The sequence below is a fragment of the Velazquezella soli genome (assembly GCF_977018685.1).
The window spans coordinates 2,585,824-2,604,852 of record NZ_CDRNXF010000004.1; the positions used below are offsets into that span (position 1 = coordinate 2,585,824).

Genomic DNA, 19,029 nt, shown 5'->3' on the forward strand with positions numbered 1-19,029 from the left:
CCCTGCCTCGTGCAGCAGGGTGTAACCGTCTGAATGTGCGTAAAATAGGGCTTCAACCAAGGTATTTCCGCAACTTAGCTTGTATACGGGGATATTCCCGGGCCGTTGTTGCACGTCAGCCACGCCGCATGCGACGCAGCACTCCCCTCACCCGCCGTTGGCGACAGAGTGACCGCGATACCGATCGACGGCTGCGGCAATCAGGTCTGCAATCCGGTTGCGCCAGTTCTGATCGAGCAGAAGTTTTTCGTCTTCCTGATTGGACAGAAAACCCAGCTCGAGCAGGACGGAGGGAATATCCGGCGCCCGCAGCACCTGGAAGCTTGCCTGCCGATGCGGGTTGTTGATGAGCCCGATCTGCCCCTTGAACGACTTGACGACATTGTCCGCCATGGCGATCGAGAAGGCCTGGGTCTCGCGCCGCGTCAGGTCGAGAAGGATATCCGCCACGTCCGACGGTCCGTTCTGAATGCTGTAGCCGGCGAGCTGGTCCGAAAAGTTTTCTCGCGCCGCAAGGTTCTCCGCCATCCGGTCCGATGCCTTGTCGGAGAGGGTATAGACGGTGGCACCGCGGATATCCTTTTGCGTCAGCGTATCGGCGTGAAGGGATATGAAAAGGTCGGCGCGATGTTCCCGCGCCGTCGCCACCCGCTCGGACAGCGAGAGAAACGTGTCGTCGTCACGCGTCAGAAATGCCTTCACGCCGGATAGCCGGTTCAGGCGCTCGGCAAGCGTCTTTGCGAAATCGAGGGTGATGACCTTTTCCTGCGTCTTCGTCGTCAACGCAGTCGCGCCGGCATCAATCCCGCCATGGCCTGCATCAACCGCAACGGTGAAAACGCCGTCGTCGGCCATCAGTGGCGTCGGCTCCGAGTCAGTTTGCGTCGTGGCGCGCCAGTCCTGGCCTTTCAGGAGAACGGCAAACTCTTCCTTCGAGACGACCTCGGCATCGAGGACGAGGCGCCAGACGCCGTTCTCCCCCGGCCGAACATCCGCCGTCGAGAGCTTCACTGGCCGGTTGGTGGTCAGCACGATCCGGGCGCTCTGTTCATCCATGGTGCCGAAGCGGATATCCTTGAACAGACCGCGCGGCGATAGATCTTCGGGTGGAAAACCGAAGGCGGTCGCCGAGAGGTCGACAATCACGCGTTCGGGGCCGCCGACATAGTGCACTGAAAACTCAGGCTTCGATTCGAAGTCGATGACAATGCGGCTGCGTGCCGCGTCGCCGGCAATGCGGGCTCCGAATGCGAGGATCGGCTTCGTGGTTGCCGCCATCGCAGGCGCCAACGCTGCCCCAGCCAACAACATGACCAAACCAAAAGCGATTCGCCTTACGACACCGGTTGCACCGGTCGCGAAATCGTATCTGGACGTCTCATGTGATACACGCAACGCACCCGTCGGTTTGCCCACCCTCACATAAGTCCCCTAACCTGACTTCGCACATTCGGAATGCAGCAACGGCAGCCGCTGCAGCCGCATGTTTTTAACATAGCAATTTCATGCAGATCGGATGCGAATCATCTCGTCCGCCCGTTGTTTTTGCATAGAATGGCAATTCGATCGACAATATGGCAAAGGCGGCTTTTCCCTTGCAATTGTGACAGATAAACCATACAACGCGAGCGAAGGTTGAAGTGTTGACGGGATAGTCTGCCGATAGGCTGCCAGCTGATAATGATCTGGCGCCATGGACCGACAGACATCCGCCGTCGCTACGCTTCATCCTGATACACGATCCGCCCGGCGGTGGCCGGAAACATATCGGGTGGCATGCCACCCACCGCTCCATCGAGCAAATCTCATTGGAGCAAATTCATCGGGCCCCGTTTGGGGCCTATGGTAAAGTCATTCTCGTTTGGTTTTTGATGGCGCGGCACAATTTTCAGAACCGGGAGAGATCAGGGACGCCTTTGGCTCCGTCTTCTTTCCGGTTGCCCGCACAATCCCACCCGACGGGATCCTTTTTATCCGGCGGAACGACCATTTCGCATGACAAGCCTGTTGTCGGGGAAATCCTCGCGGCAGGCTTTTGTGCATTTGCTCGGCGCCGAGGAGCAGAATTTACATGGCAGACAAAATGCTTATCGACGCGTCTCACGAAGAGGAGACGCGGGTAGTCGTTGTACGCGGCAACCGTATCGAAGAATTCGATTTTGAATCGGAACACAAGAAACAGATCCGGGGCAATATCTATCTGGCCAAAGTGACGCGCGTTGAGCCGTCGCTGCAGGCCGCGTTCGTCGATTACGGTGGCAACCGCCACGGCTTCCTGGCTTTTGCGGAAATCCACCCCGACTACTACCAGATCCCGCTGGCCGACCGGCAGGCGCTGATGCAGCAGGAAGCTGAAGACCAGCGCCGCATTGCGGAAGCCGATTCGGCGGATCCTGGCGATCCGGTGGTCGATCTCTCCCAGCAGGACCAGCCGGATGTCGGCATCGTCCCTGTCAACGCCGTAGAAGAACCGGTTGAAGCTGCAGTTGAAGACGCCCCGGCTGCCGAGGACGCACCGGTTGCAGACGTGGTCGAGAAGAAGGCCAAGCCGAAGCGCACCCGCTCGCGCAAGAAGGTTGTCGAGCCGACTGCCGAAGATGCGCCAGCTACTGAAACTGTCTCCGAAGAAGAAGCGCCCTCCTCCGACGAAAACCCGTCTTCCGACGACGAGGGTTCAAAGCCCGGCGAGATGGCCGCAATGGTCGACACCGATTCGATTTCCGAGGATGCCGGTGGGCGTGGCGGTAACGAAGATGACGATGATGGTGACGACGACGATCACCACGAGAAGGAAGAGATCGAATCCGTTGGCGCCGAAGACGCCATGGAAGAGGTTCCGGATCGCATCCAGCGCAAGCCGCGCAAGCAGTATCGCATCCAGGAAGTCATCAAGCGTCGCCAGATCCTGCTCGTGCAGGTCGCCAAGGAAGAGCGCGGCAACAAGGGCGCAGCTCTCACGACCTATCTGTCGCTCGCAGGCCGCTACTCGGTTCTGATGCCGAACACGGCACGTGGCGGTGGCATTTCCCGCAAGATAACCCAGCCGACCGACCGCAAGCGTCTGAAGGAAGTCGCTCGCGAATTGGACGTGCCGCAGGGCATGGGCGTCATCCTGCGCACCGCCGGTGCCAACCGCACCCGCGTCGAAATCAAGCGCGACTTTGAATATCTGATGCGCCTCTGGGAGAACGTCCGTACGCTGACGCTCGCCTCGACCGCACCTTGCCTCGTTTACGAGGAAGGCTCGCTGATCAAGCGCTCGATCCGCGACCTTTATAATAAGGACATCAACGAGGTCATCGTCTCCGGCGAAGAAGGCTATCGTGAAGCGAAAGACTTCATGAAGATGCTGATGCCGAGCCATGCCAAGGTGGTTCAGCCCTACCGCGACCTTCACCCGATCTTTTCCCGTTCGGGCATCGAGGCACAGCTCGACCGCATGCTGCAGCCGCAGGTGACGCTGAAGTCCGGCGGCTATCTCATCATCAACCAGACCGAAGCTCTGGTTGCAGTCGATGTGAACTCCGGTCGCTCGACCCGCGAACATTCGATCGAAGACACAGCACTCCAGACGAACCTGGAAGCCGCCGAAGAAGTGGCTCGTCAGCTTCGCCTGCGCGACCTTGCCGGTCTGATCGTCATCGACTTCATCGACATGGAAGAAAAGCGCAACAACCGCGCTGTCGAGAAGAAGCTGAAGGATTGCCTCAAGAACGACCGCGCCCGCATCCAGGTCGGCCGTATCTCGCATTTCGGCCTGCTCGAAATGTCGCGCCAGCGTATCCGCGCATCGGTTCTCGAATCGACCACGCAGATCTGCTCGCATTGCGGCGGCACAGGTCATGTGCGCTCGCAGTCGTCGGTTGCGCTGCATGTTCTGCGCGGCGTCGAGGAATACCTGCTTAAGAACACCACGCACGACATCACCGTGCGGACCACGCCTGACATCGCGCTCTTCCTGCTCAACCATAAGCGCGGCAGCGTTGTGGATTACGAGAACCGCTTCGGTGTGTCGATCTTCATCGAATCCGACGTCACCATCGGCTCCAACCATTTCGCGATCGATCGCGGCGAAGCCGTCGAGAACCCGGTCAAGATCGAAAGCCTGATGCAGTTTGCGGCGATCCCCGTTGAAGACGAGGACGACGACATCATCATCGAGGTTGATGAAGAGGAAGAAGACGAGGAGATCGTCGCTGCCGCGCCTGCCGCCAAGCAGGACCGCGAGCGGACCGAAGGCGATGATCAGAACGGCCGCAAGCGCAAGCGTCGCCGGCGTCGTCGCAACCGCAACGGCGAGAAGAATGGCGAAGGCCAGACGCTCGACGCCGCAAGCGATGCCGAATCGGGTGCCGATGAAGAGGACGATGAAGACGGCGACGAGAACGAAGCAGTCGCTGCCGACGGAATTGCGCCTGCCGCAGACGGCGACGACTCGGACGAGAACTCGCGTCGCAAGCGCCGTCGTCGCGGCAAGCGTGGCGGACGTCGCAACCGGACCGAAGACGGTCAGGAGCTGAACGTGTCCGACGACGAGACCGAAACCGCAGAAGCTGGTGACGGTTCCGAAGCCGGTCCGGCCGAGACGGTCGCTGTTGACGCGGGTGCTGATGTCGGTTCTGAAACCGAAGCTGCGCCTGTTGACGTTGCTGCAGCGCCGGTCGAGCCTGCGCCCAAGCCACGCCGTTCGCGCCGTGGCAAGGCGTCTTCCAAGACGGAAGAGGTTTCGTCCGAAGTTGAGGCTGTTGCCGAACCTGATGCCGTCGTCGAGACTGCTGCAGAAGCTCCGGCTCCTGCGCCGGTCGAACTTCCGGTGGAAGCTCCGGTCGCAGCGATCGTGGAACAGGTCGATGCAGCCCTTGGTGAACAGACACCTGCCGAGGCCCCTGAAGCTACGCCGGCCGCTGAAGCCTCACCTGTCGCAGAAGCCCCGGAGGCCGAAGAAGCAGCGCCGGTCGCAGAGCCTGCTCCACAGGCTGTCGCTGCCGACGATTCGGACGACTCGAAGCCTGCCCGCGCCAACCGCGCCTCCAACATCTCTTCGTCCAGCGAAGCGGTGGTGAAGAGCTCCGATCCTGCCAAGGCAGCGACCGAGAGCGACGGCGATCCGGCCAAGCCCAAAAAGGGCGGCTGGTGGCAGAAGCGCGGCTTCTTTTGAGCCGTAACCCATCCTAGAAATCGAAACGGCCGCGTCTGACGCGGCCGTTTTTTTGTCTGCGGCATGTCCTCAGAAAATGATTCAAGTCGCTTGCTGATTGATTCCGGAAACGGATCTAAGGCCCTGATTGCAAGTGCTTTTTCTACCGCCTGCCCTGCGGAGTCGGCCACTGTTGCGCAGTCCCGGGCACCCCTGCCGTTTTTACTCTATCGCCTCGCGCCACGCTGGCTTAGTTTTGGCGCAAACAGACATGATGGTGCGGCGTTTCGCGCGAAGCCACGCCCAATAGACCGACGAGGAAACGAATGACCCGCCTTCTCAACCCGATACTGAAGACGCTTGCTGCCGGTTCGATGCTGGCCGCAACGGCGTTTGCCGTTCCGGCCTTTGCCCTGGATGACCAGCAGAAGAAGGAGATGGGCGAATTCATCCGGGAATATCTTATCCAGAACCCGGAAGTGATGATCGAGGTCCAGAACGCGCTGGAGGCCAAGCAGCAGAACCAGCGCGTCGACCAGTCCACCAAGGCGGTCGCGGCCAACAAGGAGGCGATCTTTGCCTCCCCCACCGACATCACGCTTGGCAATCCGAAGGGCGACGTCACGGTCGTTGAATTCTTCGATTACAATTGCGGCTACTGCAAGCATGCGCTGACCGACATGGACACCATTCTCAAAAAGGACAAGAACGTCCGCTTCGTGCTGAAGGAATTCCCGATCCTCGGCCCGGACTCGATTGCCGCGCACAAGGTTGCCAATGCGGTGCGTCTGGTCGCCCCGACAAAGTATGCCGAGTTCCACCGCACGCTGCTCGGCAGCCCCGAGCACGCGTCCGAAGAGACCGCGCTCTCTGTCGCCACCGCGCTTGGGATCGACGGAGCAGCACTGCGGAAGTCGATGAAGGACAATCCCAACGACGATCTCGTACGCCAGGCCTATCAGTTGGCCACCGCGATCGGCATCACCGGCACGCCGACCTATGTCGTCGGAGACGAGGCCGTGTTCGGTGCTGTTGGCCTCGATACGATCGAGGAAAAGGTCGCCAATGTGCGCGCTTGTGGAAAGGCCAGCTGCTGACGGCCGAGATTTCGAGCGGGATGCTGCATTCTTGCCCGTTCGCCGGTGGATGCATGGCGTTTAGGCGCGTCAGGGGCTTTCCCTTGCCGTCCCAGCGGTTTATACGTGGCCGCTGAATTCTGGGTGGAACAAATAGTTATCTCGATGAGCAAACCGATTTTCGTCCTCAACGGTCCCAACCTCAACATGTTGGGAAAACGCGAACCTGGCATCTACGGCGGCAAGACCTTGGCCGATGTCGAGCAGGAATGTGCGGCCGTTGCTGCCGAACTCGGACTGACTGTCGAGTTTCGCCAGAGCAATCACGAGGGCGTGCTCATTGATTGGATGCATGAGGCCGGCGAGCGGGCTTCCGGTGTCGCCATCAATGCCGGCGCCTTTACCCATACCTCGATCGCCCTTCACGATGCGATCAAGGCCATTTCCGTACCGGTGGTGGAACTTCATATCTCGAATGTGCATGCGCGGGAGGAATTCCGCCACCATTCCATGATTGCACCGGCCTGCAAGGGCATCATCTGCGGGTTCGGCACGCAGAGCTACGTGCTCGCGCTGCACGCCTTGAAGACCACCATCGCCTGACAACATAACAATACAGTAGGGTTTGCCATGTCTGAGAAGAAAGCCGGTATCGACAAGGGACTGATCCGCGATCTCGCGAACATCCTCAACGACACCGATCTCACCGAGATCGAAGTTGAGCAGGATGACCTGCGCATCCGTGTTTCACGCGCAGGCACTCCCCAGTACGTTCAGGCTCCGATTGCAGCCGCGCCTGCCCTTGCGGCCGCCCCTGCCGCCGCTGCAGCACCCGCTGCCGTAGCCGGCCCGGACCTCAAGAACGCGCTCACCGCTCCGATGGTTGGCACCGTCTACCTGGCACCTGCTCCCGGTTCGCGCAATTTCGTCGAAGTCGGCGCGACCGTGAAGGAAGGCCAGACCCTCGTCATCATCGAAGCCATGAAGACGATGAACCAGATCCCCTCGCCGAAGTCCGGCAAGGTTACGGAAATCCTGGTCACAGACGGGCAGCCTGTCGAATATGGCCAGCCGCTCGTCATCATCGAGTAAGGCGATCTCATGATCTCGAAAATCCTCATAGCCAACCGCGGCGAGATTGCACTTCGCGTCCTGCGCGCCTGCAAGGAACTCGGCATCGCGACCGTCGCCGTTCACTCGACGGCCGATTCGGATGCGATGCATGTTCGCCTCGCCGACGAGAGCGTCTGCATCGGCCCGCCGCCTTCGCGTGACAGCTATCTCAACATCCACCAGATTGTTGCCGCCTGCGAGATCACCGGTGCCGACGCCGTTCATCCCGGTTACGGCTTCCTGTCCGAGAACGCGAAGTTCGCAGACATTCTGGAAGCACACGGCATCACCTTCATCGGACCGACCGCCGAGCATATCCGGCTGATGGGCGACAAGATCACTGCCAAGAAGACAGCAGTTGAGCTTGGCATTCCGGTCGTTCCGGGTTCGCCCGGCGAAGTTCTGCCTGAGAACGCGCTCGAAATTGCCCGCGAAATCGGTTTCCCGGTTCTGATCAAGGCGACCGCCGGCGGCGGTGGCCGCGGCATGAAGGTGGCAAAAACCGAGGCCGAGCTCGAGGAGGCCGTGTCCACGGCCCGTTCCGAAGCGCTCGCAGCTTTCGGCAACGATGCCGTCTACATGGAAAAGTATCTCGGCAAGCCGCGGCATATCGAGATCCAGGTCGTCGGTGATGGCGAAGGCAATGCCATTCATCTGGGTGAACGCGACTGCTCGCTGCAGCGCCGCCACCAGAAGGTCTGGGAAGAAGCCAATTCGCCGGCCCTCGATGTCGAACAGCGCATGAAGATCGGCCAGATCTGCGCCGACGCCATGAAGAAGATGAAGTATCGCGGCGCCGGTACGGTCGAGTTCCTCTACGAAAACGGCGAGTTCTATTTCATCGAAATGAACACCCGTCTTCAGGTCGAGCATCCGATCACCGAAGCGATCACCAATATCGACCTGGTGCACGAGCAGATCCGTGTTGCCTCCGGAAACGGCCTGTCCGTGACCCAGGACGAGATCCAGTTCCAGGGCCATGCGATCGAGTGCCGCATCAATGCCGAGGATCCAAGGACCTTCGTTCCGTCGCCTGGCACGATCACGCATTTCCATGCTCCCGGCGGTCTCGGCGTTCGCGTCGATTCGGGTGCCTATGCCGGCTACAAGATCCCGCCTTACTATGACAGCCTTATCGGCAAGCTCATCGTGCATGGACGCACCCGCGCCGAATGCATGATGCGCCTTCGCCGCGTGCTGGACGAGTTCGTCGTGGATGGTATCAAGACCACGCTTCCCCTCTTCCAGGAACTGGTGGACAATCCGGATATCTTGAGCGGCAACTACGATATTCACTGGCTGGAGAACCATCTGGCCGGCGACAAGTCTCACTAGACGCTACCTACCGGATCCACACGATCCGTTAGCGGTTCATAAGATGCTGTCGACCATTCCGCGCCAGATGAGGCGCGGAATGCGATGGCCGGATCAAGGAGACCGATGGCAGGGCGTCGTGGCAAATATTACCCGGCAATAACCCCGGAAATTCTGTTGCGAGCCTATTCCATCGGGCTTTTCCCGATGGCGGAAGCCGCCGATGATCCGGAGATATTCTGGGTCGATCCCGAGATGCGGGGTATCCTGCCGCTCGACGCTTTTCACGTCTCCAAGAGCCTGCAGAAAACGGTCCGCAAAAAACCCTTCGACATCCGTTTCGACACCGACTTTGAGGGCGTCATCGCGCTTTGCGCGCAACCGGCCGATGACCGGCCGAGCACCTGGATCAACGAGACGATCCGCAAGCTCTATCGCGAACTCCACCACATGGGCCATGCCCATAGCGTCGAGGCTTATGACGGCGATGAACTCGTCGGCGGGCTTTACGGCGTTTCGCTTGGCGCTGCTTTCTTCGGCGAGAGCATGTTTTCGCGCCGAACCGACGCGTCCAAGATCTGCCTCGTGCATCTGGTGGAACGGATGAAGGCCAAGGGGTTCGAGCTGCTCGATACGCAGTTCACGACAGAACACCTGAAGACCTTCGGGGCGATCGACGTTCCGAAGGATGACTATCTCAAGCTGCTGCATGCGGCAGTCAACTCGCCGCATCTCGAATTTTGATCTGTCCGGAAATCGTTGATTTCAATTGGTCGCGCGGGCGGGTGCCGGCACGTCGGAAGTCTGCTTGCAGCCTGTCAGCCAGACGTCATAGATTGGGTGCTCGACGGCGTTGAGGCCGGGGCTGTCCGCAAACATCCAACCGGTGAAGATGCGGCGGATCTTGCGGTCGAGTGTGATCTCGTCGACTTCGATAAACCCGTCGATCTTTTGGGCTTCCGTTTCGTCTCGGGAATAGCAGACCTTCGGCGTCACCTGAAGCGCGCCATACTGCACCGTCTCGTTGAGATAGACGTCGAATGTGGTGATGCGGCCGGTGATCTTGTCGATGCCGTTGAAGACGGCGACGGGATTTTCGATCCGTGCAGCCGAGGCACTTCCCCCTGCCATAACCGAGACGACGGCAAGAACGGCGCCAATCGATCGTGTGCGTGGGGAAAGCTTGGTACGTGTCATTATTGGTCCCGTCTCGAAAAGGCGTCCTGGGAATGCCCGATCGAGGACTAGTTGTGGAATATGGCTAAAACAGGTGCCAGTCAGGCTCAGTTGCCGGGCGTCCAGGCGTCATAGTCGCCGGTGACGCGAGGACGTTCACCATTGGCCGACAGAGAACCCTGAGGCCGGTATGCAAGCGGCGATCCGGTGAGGTTCGGCTTGTGCGACTTCTGCCATTCGCGCGCCTTGTAATCCTCCTGCGACGGAGGCGTATCGGTGCGGTAATGCATCCAGCCGTGCCAGCCTGGCGGGATCGCGGAGGCTTCGGCGTAATCCTTGTAGATCACCCAGCGCTTCGGCTTACCCCAGGAGGTCATCGGGCCTTCGAAATAGACGTTGCCCAACTCATCGTCGCCCACCTTCTTGCCATGGCGCCAGGTGAAGAAACGCGTGCCCATGGTTTGGCCGTTCCACCAGGTGAAGATCTGCAGCAGGAGATTTTTCATGGGCTTGTCCATAGGATTGGCAAACAGGTGACCAGTCGAACTGGCTCCACCGCTTATGCCGCCAGACAGCGGTGATGTCCAGCATTTCCGAGATGTAGACCTCTATTTGAACTTCATCTTGAAGCCCGCATGGCTCTTGGCAAAACCCAACCGCTCGTAGAAGCGATGGGCATCCGTGCGCGCCGCATTGGAGGTCAGTTGCACGAGGCGGCAGTCGCGCCGCTTTGCCTCTTCGATCGCGTAACCGATCATCTGCGCGCCGATCCCCTTCCCGCGCATGTCGGGTCTCGTCTGCACGGCTTCGATAATCATCGACAGCGAGCCGCGACCGGTCAGCGTTCGGTTGAACAGGATCTGGAACGTGCCGACAACGTCGCCGTCCCGCTCGGCAACGAAAAGCTGCTCGTTCTGGGAGGCATCGATCATGTTGAAGGCGCGCAGGTAATCGTCGTAGGCGTCTGCATCGGTCGTATCGCCGTGGCCACCGACATCGTCGGAAGCAAACATTGCGATCAGTTGGGAGAGGTCCGATTCGCGAGCCCTGCGAATGATGATGCCGTCCATGTCACCCTCCCCTGATCCGAGCCGTCTAAAGCGACTGGAGCCGCTTTTCCATGATGATCGCCGGCAGGCCGGAGTTCGGCGCGCCCCATTCCTCCATGCGGTCGACTTCGGCAAAGCCAAGCCGCTGGTAGAAGGAGGCGGCACGCACATTCGGCAGCGACACCTCGACCCGCATGATTTCCGCATCCGGGAAGCAGGTCTCGATTTCGGCAAACAGATCCCGACCGATGCCGTCATTCTGGCAGGTCGGCGCGACGTAGAGCTGATGCAGCATCACCGTCTTTGCCATCTTGGGATAGACTGCGGCGTAAGCGATGCCGCCGATCTTGCTTCCATCGTCGGCGACGAGAAACTCGCCGTCCTTCTTGATCAGCCGCGTGCGGATGGCGACCGGCGAATGCCAGTTGCGCACCATCTTCTCGACGGCGTCTGCACCGTAGAACGGGTCGTAGGACTGATGAAACGTCTCGGCGAGAAGGACGCGGATCTTCTCCACGTCCTCGTCGCCCGCTGTGCGAATGAAGTAGACCAACAGGTTAGTCCTCGATGCCCAGCTTGGCCTTGACCAGAGCCTGGACGGCCTGTGGATTAGCCTTGCCGCCGGTCGACTTCATCACCTGTCCCACGAACCAGCCGGCAAGCGTCGGCTTGGCCAGAACCTTGGCGACCTGATCGGGATTGGCGGCGATGATGTCGTCCACCGCTTTTTCGATGGCGCCGGTATCGGTGACCTGCTTCATACCGCGGCTCTCGACGATGTCAGCCGGGTCACCGCCTTCGGAAAAGACGATCTCGAACAGATCCTTGGCGATCTTGCCGGAGATGACTTCCGACTTGATCAGATCGATGATGCCACCAAGCTGGGCGGGAGAAACCGGAGTCTCTTCAATGCCTTTGCCCGCTTTGTTCAAGGCGCCCAGCAAGTCGTTGATGACCCAGTTGGCCGCCATCTTGCCGTCGCGTCCCTCAGCCACGGCTTCGTAGTAATCGGCGATCGCCTTCTCGGACACCAGAACCGAGGCGTCATAGATCGAAAGGCCAAGTTCAGCCACGAAGCGGGCCTTCTTGTCGTCAGGCAGTTCCGGCAGGTCCTTGGCAAGCTCTGCGACAAACGCGTCGTCGAAGACGAGCGGCAGCAGGTCCGGATCCGGGAAATAGCGGTAGTCATGCGCGTCTTCCTTGGAGCGCATCGACCGCGTTTCACCCTTGCCCGGATCGAAGAGACGGGTCTCCTGGTCGATCGAGCCGCCGTCCTCCAGGATGGCGATCTGGCGACGGGCTTCGTATTCGATCGCCTGACCGATGAAGCGGATCGAGTTGACGTTCTTGATTTCGCAGCGCGTGCCGAAACCTTCGCCCGGACGACGCACGGACACGTTGACGTCGGCGCGCATCGAACCTTCGTCCATATTGCCGTCGCAGGTGCCGAGATAGCGCACGATCGAGCGCAGCTTGGTCATGTAGGCCTTCGCCTCGTCGGACGAACGCATGTCCGGCTTCGAGACGATTTCCATCAGAGCGACGCCGGAACGGTTGAGGTCGACATAGGACATGGTCGGATGCTGGTCATGCATCGACTTGCCGGCATCCTGTTCCAGATGCAGGCGCTCGATGCCGATCTCGATATCCTCGAACTGGCCCTGACGATCAGGACCGAGAGAGATGACGATCTGGCCTTCGCCGACGATCGGATCCTTGAACTGCGAGATCTGATAGCCCTGCGGAAGATCCGGATAGAAATAGTTCTTGCGGTCGAAGATCGAACGATTGTTGATCAGCGCCTTCAGACCAAGTCCGGTGCGGACAGCCTGGCGGACGCATTCCTCGTTGATCACGGGCAGCATGCCGGGCATGGCCGCATCGACCAGCGAGACGTTGGCATTGGCAGGCTTGCCGAACTCGGTCGAAGCGCCGGAGAACAGTTTTGAATTGGAGAGAACCTGGGCGTGCACCTCCATGCCGATGATCACTTCCCAATCGCCAGTGGCGCCGGGAATGAAGCGTTTCGGATCGGGCGTGCGGACGTCAACTAGGGTCATCTTATGCTCGTTCGGGCTTAGTTTCGAAGTGCTTTGTGGGTAGAGCAAATGTTGGCGAGGTGCAAGCGTAGGCCAAGGCTTGCCGGGCGAAACATCTCTCTCCACAGAGGATGATTCTTAACCGAAGCACAGTTAGCAAAGGGTCATGACCCTCAACCTTGCGCTGACACTTGTCGTTCTCTGCATCCTCTGCAATGCAGTCGTCTTTTCCATCTACTGGATCGACAAGCGGGCCGCCGGGAATGGACGCTGGCGGGTCAGCGAAACCACGCTCCTCCTGCTTGCATTGGCCGGCGGAAGTCTAGGTGCTGTCGCTGCCCAGCGCATGTTGCGTCACAAGACGCACAAGGAACCGTTCAGGACCATCCTTGCCGCCATCGTCACGCTGCATGTCTGCGTGAGTATCGTGCTGATCCTGGCCGCGTCCGGAATGGTGGCATCGATCTGGACACTGCTCGTCGGCGTTTAAAAATTCGGGCCGTAAGTTCCCGGATCGTCAGAGACGAGTTGCTTGGACAGTCCCATGGACTGGATGTCGCGATCGATCTTCGGCTGATAGGCGCTCGAAAGCCAATGGACGCTGTATCCCTGCTTTTCGAAGAAACCGACTGCCCCATCGTTCTGCGCATGGGTCTCGACCCTCGCCTTATCGAACCCGCGACGAACGATATCGGCCTCGATATCGGCGAGCAGCGCCTTGCCGAGCCCCTGCCCCTCAAACTGCGGGTCGATCCAGAAGTCGGTGATCAGGTCGTCGCGATTCTCGCAGGCCGCCCACCCGGCGACCGTGCCGTGGGCCTCGATCACGAAAATCGTCAGCCAGGACGAGGAAACGAAGTCGCGGAATGCGGAAAGCGCACTTTCGCGCATGCTGCTTGGATCGCCAACGGCGCCCATCGCTTTTTCCCAGCTGAGCAAGCCGATCTGAACTAGCGCGGCTTCGTCGTCCTGGCGTGCGTTGCGAATGACTGCCATGGCGTCCCCTGTCTCAGGAACAGTAGATCATCGGCGTGCGATTCGGGCTAGAACCGCATTTGGCGGGGCAGAGGCCGGATAGCCGACCTGCCGCTACCACCATTTCGCAGGTGTGAACTTGCCCGCTGCCTGTTCGATCACATGTGCCGTGCGGAAGAGGGTTTCCTCGTCGAACGGCTTACCGATCAGCTGCAGGCCAAGCGGCAGGCCCTTCTTGTCGAGACCGGCCGGTACGGCGATGCCGGGAAGGCCTGCCATGTTGACCGTCACGGTGAAGATGTCGTTCAGGTACATCGCGACCGGATCGGCAGCGAGTGCCTCGTCGGCAATGCCGAAGGCAGACGACGGTGTCGCTGGTGTCAGGATGGCGTCGACACCGGCATGGAAGCAGAGTTCGAAATCGCGCTTGATCAGCGTCCGGACTTTTTGCGCCTGCAGGTAGTAGGCGTCGTAATAGCCGGCTGACAGGACGTAGGTGCCGATCATGATGCGGCGCTTGACCTCGGTGCCGAAGCCGGCCGCGCGGGTCTTTTCGTACATGTCGGAAATGTCCTTGCCATCGACGCGCAGGCCGTAGCGAACGCCGTCATAGCGGGCAAGGTTGGACGAGGCTTCAGCGGGCGCCACGATGTAATAGGCAGGCAGCGCGTATTTCGTGTGCGGCAGCGAGATATCGACGATCTCGGCACCGGCATCCTTCAGGAAGGCAATGCCCTTCTGCCACAGGGCCTCGATGTCTTCAGGCATGCCGTCGACGCGATATTCCTTCGGAATGCCGATCTTCATGCCCTTGACCGACTGGCCGAGCGCCTTCTCGTAATCCGGAATAGGCAGATCGACCGAGGTCGTGTCCTTGCGGTCGACGCTTGCCATCGACTTCAGCATGATCGCGGCATCACGCACGTCGCGTGCAATGGGGCCGGCCTGATCGAGCGAAGATGCAAACGCGACAGTGCCCCAGCGCGAGCAGCGGCCATAGGTGGGCTTGATGCCGACGGTGCCGGTAAAGGCGGCCGGCTGGCGGATCGAGCCGCCGGTATCGGTCGCGGTCGCACCGGCGCAAAGATGCGCGGCGACGGCAGCGGCTGAACCGCCCGAGGAGCCGCCCGGAACCAGCTGAGTGTTCGAGCCTTCGGCTTTCCAGGGATTGACCACCGGTCCGTAATGCGAGGTCTCGTTGGAAGAGCCCATGGCGAACTCGTCCATGTTGAGCTTGCCCAGCATGACAGCGCCGTCATCCCACAGATTCTGGGTAACGGTCGATTCGTATTCCGGCTTGAACCCGTCGAGGATGTGGCTGCAGGCCTGGGTGTGGACGCCCTTGGTGGCGAACAGATCCTTGATGCCAAGCGGAATGCCTTCGAGCGCACCGGCCTCGCCTGCCGCGCGACGGGCATCGGAGGCCTTCGCCATATCGAGCGCGATCTCAGGTGTAACGGTGATGAAAGCGTTGAACACAGAGTTGGCAGCGTCGATGGCGCCGAGATAGGCGTTGGTCAGGTCGACGGAGGTGAATTCCTTCGATGCCAGTTTGTCGCGGGCTTCGGCAATGGTCAGGCTGGTCAGGTCGGTCATGATTTTTCGTGCTCTCGAAAGGCTAAAACGGGTCGGCGGCGCTTGGGCTAAAGCGGCTTATTCGACGACCTTCGGCACCATGAAGAAATTGCGGTCGGTTGCGGGCGCATTGGCGACGATATCGTCTGCCTTGTTGCCGTCGGTGACGACGTCGGCGCGCAACCGCATTTCCATCGGCATCACCGAGGTCATAGGCTCGACGCCTGTAACGTCGACTTCCGAGAGTTGTTCGACGAAATCGATAATACCGTTCAATTCGCCAACCATGCGATTGGCCTCATCCTCCGTAACCGCAATACGGGCGAGGCGCGCGACGCGCTTGACGGTGGCGAGATCGACGGACATGGCAGGGCTCCGGTGGTAAAATTCACCTTCGCTATAATGGCCATGTCCGTCCTTCGCAACAGGCAGGGCGCCGGTTTCCTGGCGCGCTGCAACTGAAATGCCCGTTCAGCAGGTCAGCGTTACACCGACGCCCGGCACCTCGACGGCGGTGCGGCTGCCTTCCATGCCCTTGACGAACTTGTCGGGTGTCTGCTCGATGATCGGGAACGTGCCGTAGTGGCAGGGAATGGCGTGCTTGAAATCGAAGAAGCGCTGGCAGGCAACGGCTGCGACAGCACCGCCCATGGTGAAGCGGTCGCCGATCGGCACGATGCCGATATCCGGCTGGTGCAACTCGTTGATGAGTCCCATGTCGGTAAAGATATCCGTATCACCCATGTGCAGAACCGACATCTCGTCGTCGAAATGCAGCATCAGTCCGTTCGCGGAACCGAGCGAGTGGGACACGCCGAGCTCGTCGATCTGGCCGGACGAATGGAGCGCCTGTGTGAAGGTCGCGGTGAAGCCCTCGAAGCCGACTGTGCCGCCGGTATTGCCCATCTCGAGCTTCTCGACGCCTTTTCCACCCAGCCAGGAAGCAAGATCGGCGTTGGCCAGAACGATGGCGCCCTTTTCCTTGGCGATCGCGACCGTATCACCGACATGATCACCATGACCGTGGGTGAGAAGGATATGCGTGACACCTTCGGTCACGTCTTTCAGATCCTGGCCGGCAAAGGTCGGGCTATGAGTCAGGAACGGGTCGATCAGGATCTTTGCCTTTGCCGTTTCGATGCGGAAGGCGGCATGGCCGAGCCAGGTAATTTTCATGGGGAAGTGTCCTTGAGGATGGCAAAAAGAGAGGTGATGACACCAAATCAAAATTCATAGATGAAACTTCGGAAGGGAGGTTCCGAAGCACCGAAAGCGGATGAGACTCTGAACTCGGTTGTCTCACCTCACACCTCATCAAATAACGCGGCGCTTTCACATTTCAAAGGTCTAGGACGATGATTGCGCGAGCAGCGCCCGTATCGGAATTGACACACAGGCGGCGCCACGTTGCCACTGACTTGCCACTGGGTTAAGCGGTCGCATCCCGATATGATCGTCGCATGCTCGCTGCGATTGCGTCACATCCGAACCCCTAAGGAAACCGACATGGCCGACGACGATTATATCTATGACGAGGCTACCGGCGAATGGCTGTCTGCAGCCGATGCGGCTGCGAAGGCTTCCGCTGCATCCGAGGTGCGTGACTCAGCCGGCAATATTCTTGCCGATGGCGATGCGGTCACTCTCATCAAGGATCTCAAGGTGAAGGGTGCCGGTCAGACGCTGAAACAGGGCACCGTCATCCGCTCAATCCGTCTCACCGACAATCCGGAAGAGATCGATTGCCGGCACGATGCGATCAAGGGCCTCGTGCTGCGCACCGAATTTGTGCGCAAGAAAACCTAAGGTCAGCATATGGCAATTCTGACCATAGAAGAACTCGCCACGACACTTGCGCCCGGCAAGGCAGTTGCAGGGCTCGATCTCGGTACCAAAACCATCGGGCTTGCGATGTCCGATCTCGGCCGGCGGTTTGCCACGCCCCGCACCGTCATCAAGCGCGTCAAATTCACCAAGGATGCCGAGGTTCTGCTGGCGTTTGCGGAGAAGGAGAAGGTCTCGGCCTTCATTCTGGGCATGCCTATGAACATGGATGGTTCGGCCGGGCCACGCGCCCAGGCAACCCGCGCCTTTGTGCGGGCGATGTCGGACAAGACTGCCATTCCTTTCGTCTTCTGGGACGAGAGACTATCGACGGTCGCGGCCGAACGGGCACTTCTGGAGATGGACGTGTCGCGGGCCAAGCGCGCCGAACGTATCGATTCGGCGGCCGCGAGCTTTATTCTTCAGGGAGCCTTGGACAGGCTTTCGTCCCTTGCCAGAGAAACCGGCAACGACGTCCCCACCTGACGGCTACGCCACCAGGCTGCAATCTGCTTGCGCTTGCGGAAGGCGATGATGGCGAAAACGACAAGACTGTCGAATGCGATTGCGCGGGCAACCAGCGGCGGGATGGTTTCGGGCGGAATTCCGAGGACGTCGCCATAGACCTGAAAGACCAGATCATGGGTCTGACGGGTCAGCATGAAGAAGCCGAAGCTCATGTCGTAATAGGAAAGCCCGTACCAGCTGCCCAGCAAAAGCACGGGCCCTGCCCACAAAATCAAGAGCAACTTCATGCGGTTTCGCCTTCTGGTTCCGCTGGAGACAGGTCCAGCGTTACGACCCATCTCGACAGCGCCATCAGGCTGAGAACCAGAGCAGGAATGGCAATGTCGAGCGCCAGCACTGCAAAGATCGTCGTCATGACGATCAGCAATGCGATGCTCGTTGTGGAAGTTGCATTCTTGCCCATGGACGGCCGCGATTTGGTTAAGAAATCATTAACCAGAGATTTAGGCTGCATGGCGAAAGCTGCAATTCAAAACGCCAAACATGGTTAATTTCCAGAGCGTCGCTGTGGAGAACGTCTGCTGCTCAGCCGTAGATGGCGCGAACCAGGCGGCGGACGGAAGACGCTATCTTTTCCCAATCTTTCTCGGACTTTAACGGTATGCCGGCGAACTGGCCGCTGACGGCAGACGAGACAACCAGATGCTGGATGGCGGCGAACAGGATGGCATTCGTGGTCGCGACATCGACACCCTTCGGGGGTGTGAGCGAGCCGCGCATCTTGTCCAGCCACTTCGCGAGAGCCTTGGTGCGTGATTCGGTCAGACGCCGCACCTGTGGCGTATCCTGCGAGACTTCCCAGGCGACGATCTTGCAGACGAGCGGGTCCTCGCGCAGCGCATCCATGAAATAGATGGCGAGCTTTTCCATCAGGTCGCCGTAGGTCAGAAGAAACATGCCGCCGGTATCTTCGGGAATGCGATCCTTGACCCAGTTGCCGAGGTCGGCACCGATCGCGTCGATGAGGCCGTTCAGCCCGCCGTAATAGCGATAGATCAGCTGCTTGTCGCAGCCGGCGCGCCGTGCGACCGCATTGACGCCGAAGCCTTGAAACCCTTCCTCGGCCAGCAGCGTGCGGGCAGCAATGAAGATCGCCCGCTCCGTCCCGGCCCGGTTGCGCGGACGTATGGCCTGAGCTGATGCAGCACCGGTCTCGGTATTTGTCTCGGCTATCTGAAGCATCGCCCGCCTGTTTCGCAACTCTTTGTTAACTGTTGCGATAC

23 protein-coding genes are annotated in these 19,029 nt (G+C 59.8%); 10 read left to right on the forward strand and 13 right to left on the reverse strand.

Features of this window, described 5'->3' with window-relative positions; translation table 11 throughout:
- Nucleotides 1-147: 147 nt before the first annotated feature.
- On the reverse strand, nt 148-1,311 hold the full coding sequence (locus tag AC0JZ8_RS16150) for an N-acetylmuramoyl-L-alanine amidase (protein ID WP_471892944.1): 1,164 nt from the start codon (nt 1,309-1,311) through the stop codon (nt 148-150).
- A gap of 760 nt (nt 1,312-2,071) precedes the next feature.
- Between AC0JZ8_RS16150 and AC0JZ8_RS16155 the strand changes: the two genes are divergently transcribed.
- The 6 genes from AC0JZ8_RS16155 (at nt 2,072) to aat (ending at nt 9,384) form a co-directional block, all read left to right on the forward strand.
- Nucleotides 2,072-5,158, forward strand: a complete 3,087-nt coding sequence (locus AC0JZ8_RS16155) for an Rne/Rng family ribonuclease (protein ID WP_471892945.1) — start codon at nt 2,072-2,074, stop codon at nt 5,156-5,158.
- 305 nt (nt 5,159-5,463) lie between these two features.
- Nucleotides 5,464-6,234 carry a DsbA family protein gene (locus AC0JZ8_RS16160; RefSeq protein ID WP_471892946.1) on the forward strand — a complete coding sequence of 257 codons (771 nt, stop codon included), beginning with the start codon at nt 5,464-5,466 and terminating at the stop codon, nt 6,232-6,234.
- A 144-nt stretch (nt 6,235-6,378) separates the two neighbouring features.
- Complete coding sequence (gene aroQ / locus AC0JZ8_RS16165) at nt 6,379-6,816, forward strand: type II 3-dehydroquinate dehydratase (RefSeq protein ID WP_062453186.1); 438 nt, start codon at nt 6,379-6,381, stop codon at nt 6,814-6,816.
- A gap of 27 nt (nt 6,817-6,843) precedes the next feature.
- Nucleotides 6,844-7,305 carry an acetyl-CoA carboxylase biotin carboxyl carrier protein gene (accB, locus tag AC0JZ8_RS16170; RefSeq protein ID WP_062453187.1) on the forward strand — a complete coding sequence of 154 codons (462 nt, stop codon included), beginning with the start codon at nt 6,844-6,846 and terminating at the stop codon, nt 7,303-7,305.
- Between the two features lie 9 nt (nt 7,306-7,314).
- A complete protein-coding gene (accC, locus tag AC0JZ8_RS16175) occupies nt 7,315-8,661 on the forward strand; it encodes an acetyl-CoA carboxylase biotin carboxylase subunit (protein WP_062453188.1) in 1,347 nt (448 codons plus the stop codon).
- A 105-nt stretch (nt 8,662-8,766) separates the two neighbouring features.
- On the forward strand, nt 8,767-9,384 hold the full coding sequence (gene aat / locus AC0JZ8_RS16180) for a leucyl/phenylalanyl-tRNA--protein transferase (protein ID WP_062453189.1): 618 nt from the start codon (nt 8,767-8,769) through the stop codon (nt 9,382-9,384).
- A gap of 21 nt (nt 9,385-9,405) precedes the next feature.
- On the opposite strand, the gene AC0JZ8_RS16185 is transcribed toward aat, so the two are convergent.
- The 5 genes from AC0JZ8_RS16185 to gatB all read right to left on the reverse strand — a co-directional run bounded on the left by AC0JZ8_RS16185 (nt 9,406) and on the right by gatB (nt 12,925).
- On the reverse strand, nt 9,406-9,837 hold the full coding sequence (locus AC0JZ8_RS16185; RefSeq protein WP_471892947.1) for a DUF2155 domain-containing protein: 432 nt from the start codon (nt 9,835-9,837) through the stop codon (nt 9,406-9,408).
- Nucleotides 9,838-9,923: 86 nt separating this feature from the next.
- A complete protein-coding gene (locus AC0JZ8_RS16190) occupies nt 9,924-10,322 on the reverse strand; it encodes an NADH:ubiquinone oxidoreductase subunit NDUFA12 (RefSeq protein WP_062454718.1) in 399 nt (132 codons plus the stop codon).
- Nucleotides 10,323-10,424: 102 nt separating this feature from the next.
- A complete protein-coding gene (locus AC0JZ8_RS16195) occupies nt 10,425-10,886 on the reverse strand; it encodes a GNAT family N-acetyltransferase (protein ID WP_062453191.1) in 462 nt (153 codons plus the stop codon).
- A gap of 25 nt (nt 10,887-10,911) precedes the next feature.
- Nucleotides 10,912-11,418, reverse strand: a complete 507-nt coding sequence (locus AC0JZ8_RS16200) for a GNAT family N-acetyltransferase (RefSeq protein ID WP_113111012.1) — start codon at nt 11,416-11,418, stop codon at nt 10,912-10,914.
- Nucleotides 11,419-11,422: 4 nt separating this feature from the next.
- A complete protein-coding gene (gene gatB / locus AC0JZ8_RS16205; protein ID WP_471892948.1) occupies nt 11,423-12,925 on the reverse strand; it encodes an Asp-tRNA(Asn)/Glu-tRNA(Gln) amidotransferase subunit GatB in 1,503 nt (500 codons plus the stop codon).
- Between the two features lie 145 nt (nt 12,926-13,070).
- Here gatB and AC0JZ8_RS16210 point away from each other — a divergent pair, with 145 nt between their 5' ends.
- Entirely contained in the window at nt 13,071-13,394 is a 324-nt protein-coding gene (locus AC0JZ8_RS16210) for a DUF1294 domain-containing protein (protein ID WP_471892949.1), read from the forward strand.
- On the opposite strand, the gene AC0JZ8_RS16215 is transcribed toward AC0JZ8_RS16210, so the two are convergent.
- The 4 genes from AC0JZ8_RS16215 to AC0JZ8_RS16230 all read right to left on the reverse strand — a co-directional run bounded on the left by AC0JZ8_RS16215 (nt 13,391) and on the right by AC0JZ8_RS16230 (nt 16,630).
- A complete protein-coding gene (locus tag AC0JZ8_RS16215; protein ID WP_471892950.1) occupies nt 13,391-13,900 on the reverse strand; it encodes a GNAT family N-acetyltransferase in 510 nt (169 codons plus the stop codon). The two genes, AC0JZ8_RS16210 and AC0JZ8_RS16215, sit on opposite strands and share 4 nt — an antisense overlap.
- Before the next feature lie 93 nt (nt 13,901-13,993).
- The gene (gene gatA / locus AC0JZ8_RS16220; RefSeq protein WP_471892951.1) at nt 13,994-15,475 is read right to left on the reverse strand and encodes an Asp-tRNA(Asn)/Glu-tRNA(Gln) amidotransferase subunit GatA; all 1,482 of its coding nucleotides are present in this window, start codon (nt 15,473-15,475) and stop codon (nt 13,994-13,996) included.
- Between the two features lie 57 nt (nt 15,476-15,532).
- Nucleotides 15,533-15,820, reverse strand: coding sequence for an Asp-tRNA(Asn)/Glu-tRNA(Gln) amidotransferase subunit GatC (gene gatC / locus AC0JZ8_RS16225; protein WP_062453197.1), 288 nt, complete (start codon nt 15,818-15,820; stop codon nt 15,533-15,535).
- A 105-nt stretch (nt 15,821-15,925) separates the two neighbouring features.
- Complete coding sequence (locus tag AC0JZ8_RS16230; RefSeq protein ID WP_092662017.1) at nt 15,926-16,630, reverse strand: metal-dependent hydrolase; 705 nt, start codon at nt 16,628-16,630, stop codon at nt 15,926-15,928.
- Between the two features lie 330 nt (nt 16,631-16,960).
- Between AC0JZ8_RS16230 and AC0JZ8_RS16235 the strand changes: the two genes are divergently transcribed.
- Both AC0JZ8_RS16235 and ruvX read left to right on the forward strand, forming a co-directional pair.
- Nucleotides 16,961-17,260, forward strand: coding sequence for an alkylphosphonate utilization protein (locus AC0JZ8_RS16235; RefSeq protein ID WP_062453199.1), 300 nt, complete (start codon nt 16,961-16,963; stop codon nt 17,258-17,260).
- 9 nt (nt 17,261-17,269) lie between these two features.
- The gene (gene ruvX / locus AC0JZ8_RS16240; RefSeq protein WP_430240685.1) at nt 17,270-17,764 is read left to right on the forward strand and encodes a Holliday junction resolvase RuvX; all 495 of its coding nucleotides are present in this window, start codon (nt 17,270-17,272) and stop codon (nt 17,762-17,764) included.
- On the opposite strand, the gene AC0JZ8_RS16245 is transcribed toward ruvX, so the two are convergent.
- Together AC0JZ8_RS16245 and AC0JZ8_RS16250 are read right to left on the reverse strand one after the other, a co-directional pair.
- Nucleotides 17,701-18,033 (reverse strand): DUF6105 family protein, encoded by a 333-nt coding sequence (locus AC0JZ8_RS16245; RefSeq protein ID WP_062453201.1) that lies wholly within the window; start codon nt 18,031-18,033, stop codon nt 17,701-17,703. The two genes, ruvX and AC0JZ8_RS16245, sit on opposite strands and share 64 nt — an antisense overlap.
- Nucleotides 18,030-18,209, reverse strand: a complete 180-nt coding sequence (locus AC0JZ8_RS16250; RefSeq protein WP_062453202.1) for a hypothetical protein — start codon at nt 18,207-18,209, stop codon at nt 18,030-18,032. Before AC0JZ8_RS16250 ends, AC0JZ8_RS16245 begins: the two co-directional genes overlap by 4 nt.
- Between AC0JZ8_RS16250 and AC0JZ8_RS16255 the strand changes: the two genes are divergently transcribed.
- Nucleotides 18,160-18,297: a hypothetical protein gene (locus AC0JZ8_RS16255; protein WP_471893409.1), complete on the forward strand. Its 138-nt coding sequence runs from the start codon at nt 18,160-18,162 to the stop codon at nt 18,295-18,297. The two genes, AC0JZ8_RS16250 and AC0JZ8_RS16255, sit on opposite strands and share 50 nt — an antisense overlap.
- Before the next feature lie 34 nt (nt 18,298-18,331).
- Here the strand turns inward: AC0JZ8_RS16255 and AC0JZ8_RS16260 are convergent, their stop codons facing one another.
- The gene (locus AC0JZ8_RS16260; RefSeq protein WP_062580043.1) at nt 18,332-18,988 is read right to left on the reverse strand and encodes a TetR/AcrR family transcriptional regulator; all 657 of its coding nucleotides are present in this window, start codon (nt 18,986-18,988) and stop codon (nt 18,332-18,334) included.
- Nucleotides 18,989-19,029: the final 41 nt, after the last annotated feature.

Excerpts from the sequence above, each read along its gene's own strand:
- AC0JZ8_RS16210 (WP_471892949.1), top strand. The coding sequence starts at position 13,071 with ATGACCCTCAACCTTGCGCTGACACTTGTCGTTCTCTGCATCCTCTGC.
- gatB (WP_471892948.1), bottom strand. The coding sequence starts at position 12,925 with ATGACCCTAGTTGACGTCCGCACGCCCGATCCGAAACGCTTCATTCCC.
- accC (WP_062453188.1), top strand. The coding sequence starts at position 7,315 with ATGATCTCGAAAATCCTCATAGCCAACCGCGGCGAGATTGCACTTCGC.
- AC0JZ8_RS16250 (WP_062453202.1), bottom strand. The coding sequence starts at position 18,209 with ATGGGCAAGAATGCAACTTCCACAACGAGCATCGCATTGCTGATCGTC.
- ruvX (WP_430240685.1), top strand. The coding sequence starts at position 17,270 with ATGGCAATTCTGACCATAGAAGAACTCGCCACGACACTTGCGCCCGGC.
- AC0JZ8_RS16195 (WP_062453191.1), bottom strand. The coding sequence starts at position 10,886 with ATGGACGGCATCATCATTCGCAGGGCTCGCGAATCGGACCTCTCCCAA.
- aat (WP_062453189.1), top strand. The coding sequence starts at position 8,767 with ATGGCAGGGCGTCGTGGCAAATATTACCCGGCAATAACCCCGGAAATT.
- AC0JZ8_RS16190 (WP_062454718.1), bottom strand. The coding sequence starts at position 10,322 with ATGAAAAATCTCCTGCTGCAGATCTTCACCTGGTGGAACGGCCAAACC.
- AC0JZ8_RS16235 (WP_062453199.1), top strand. The coding sequence starts at position 16,961 with ATGGCCGACGACGATTATATCTATGACGAGGCTACCGGCGAATGGCTG.
- gatC (WP_062453197.1), bottom strand. The coding sequence starts at position 15,820 with ATGTCCGTCGATCTCGCCACCGTCAAGCGCGTCGCGCGCCTCGCCCGT.
- AC0JZ8_RS16230 (WP_092662017.1), bottom strand. The coding sequence starts at position 16,630 with ATGAAAATTACCTGGCTCGGCCATGCCGCCTTCCGCATCGAAACGGCA.
- AC0JZ8_RS16155 (WP_471892945.1), top strand. The coding sequence starts at position 2,072 with ATGGCAGACAAAATGCTTATCGACGCGTCTCACGAAGAGGAGACGCGG.
- AC0JZ8_RS16260 (WP_062580043.1), bottom strand. The coding sequence starts at position 18,988 with ATGCTTCAGATAGCCGAGACAAATACCGAGACCGGTGCTGCATCAGCT.
- AC0JZ8_RS16245 (WP_062453201.1), bottom strand. The coding sequence starts at position 18,033 with ATGAAGTTGCTCTTGATTTTGTGGGCAGGGCCCGTGCTTTTGCTGGGC.
- AC0JZ8_RS16215 (WP_471892950.1), bottom strand. The coding sequence starts at position 13,900 with ATGGCAGTCATTCGCAACGCACGCCAGGACGACGAAGCCGCGCTAGTT.
- AC0JZ8_RS16255 (WP_471893409.1), top strand. The coding sequence starts at position 18,160 with ATGACGATCAGCAATGCGATGCTCGTTGTGGAAGTTGCATTCTTGCCC.
- accB (WP_062453187.1), top strand. The coding sequence starts at position 6,844 with ATGTCTGAGAAGAAAGCCGGTATCGACAAGGGACTGATCCGCGATCTC.
- aroQ (WP_062453186.1), top strand. The coding sequence starts at position 6,379 with ATGAGCAAACCGATTTTCGTCCTCAACGGTCCCAACCTCAACATGTTG.
- gatA (WP_471892951.1), bottom strand. The coding sequence starts at position 15,475 with ATGACCGACCTGACCAGCCTGACCATTGCCGAAGCCCGCGACAAACTG.
- AC0JZ8_RS16150 (WP_471892944.1), bottom strand. The coding sequence starts at position 1,311 with ATGTTGTTGGCTGGGGCAGCGTTGGCGCCTGCGATGGCGGCAACCACG.
- AC0JZ8_RS16160 (WP_471892946.1), top strand. The coding sequence starts at position 5,464 with ATGACCCGCCTTCTCAACCCGATACTGAAGACGCTTGCTGCCGGTTCG.
- AC0JZ8_RS16185 (WP_471892947.1), bottom strand. The coding sequence starts at position 9,837 with ATGACACGTACCAAGCTTTCCCCACGCACACGATCGATTGGCGCCGTT.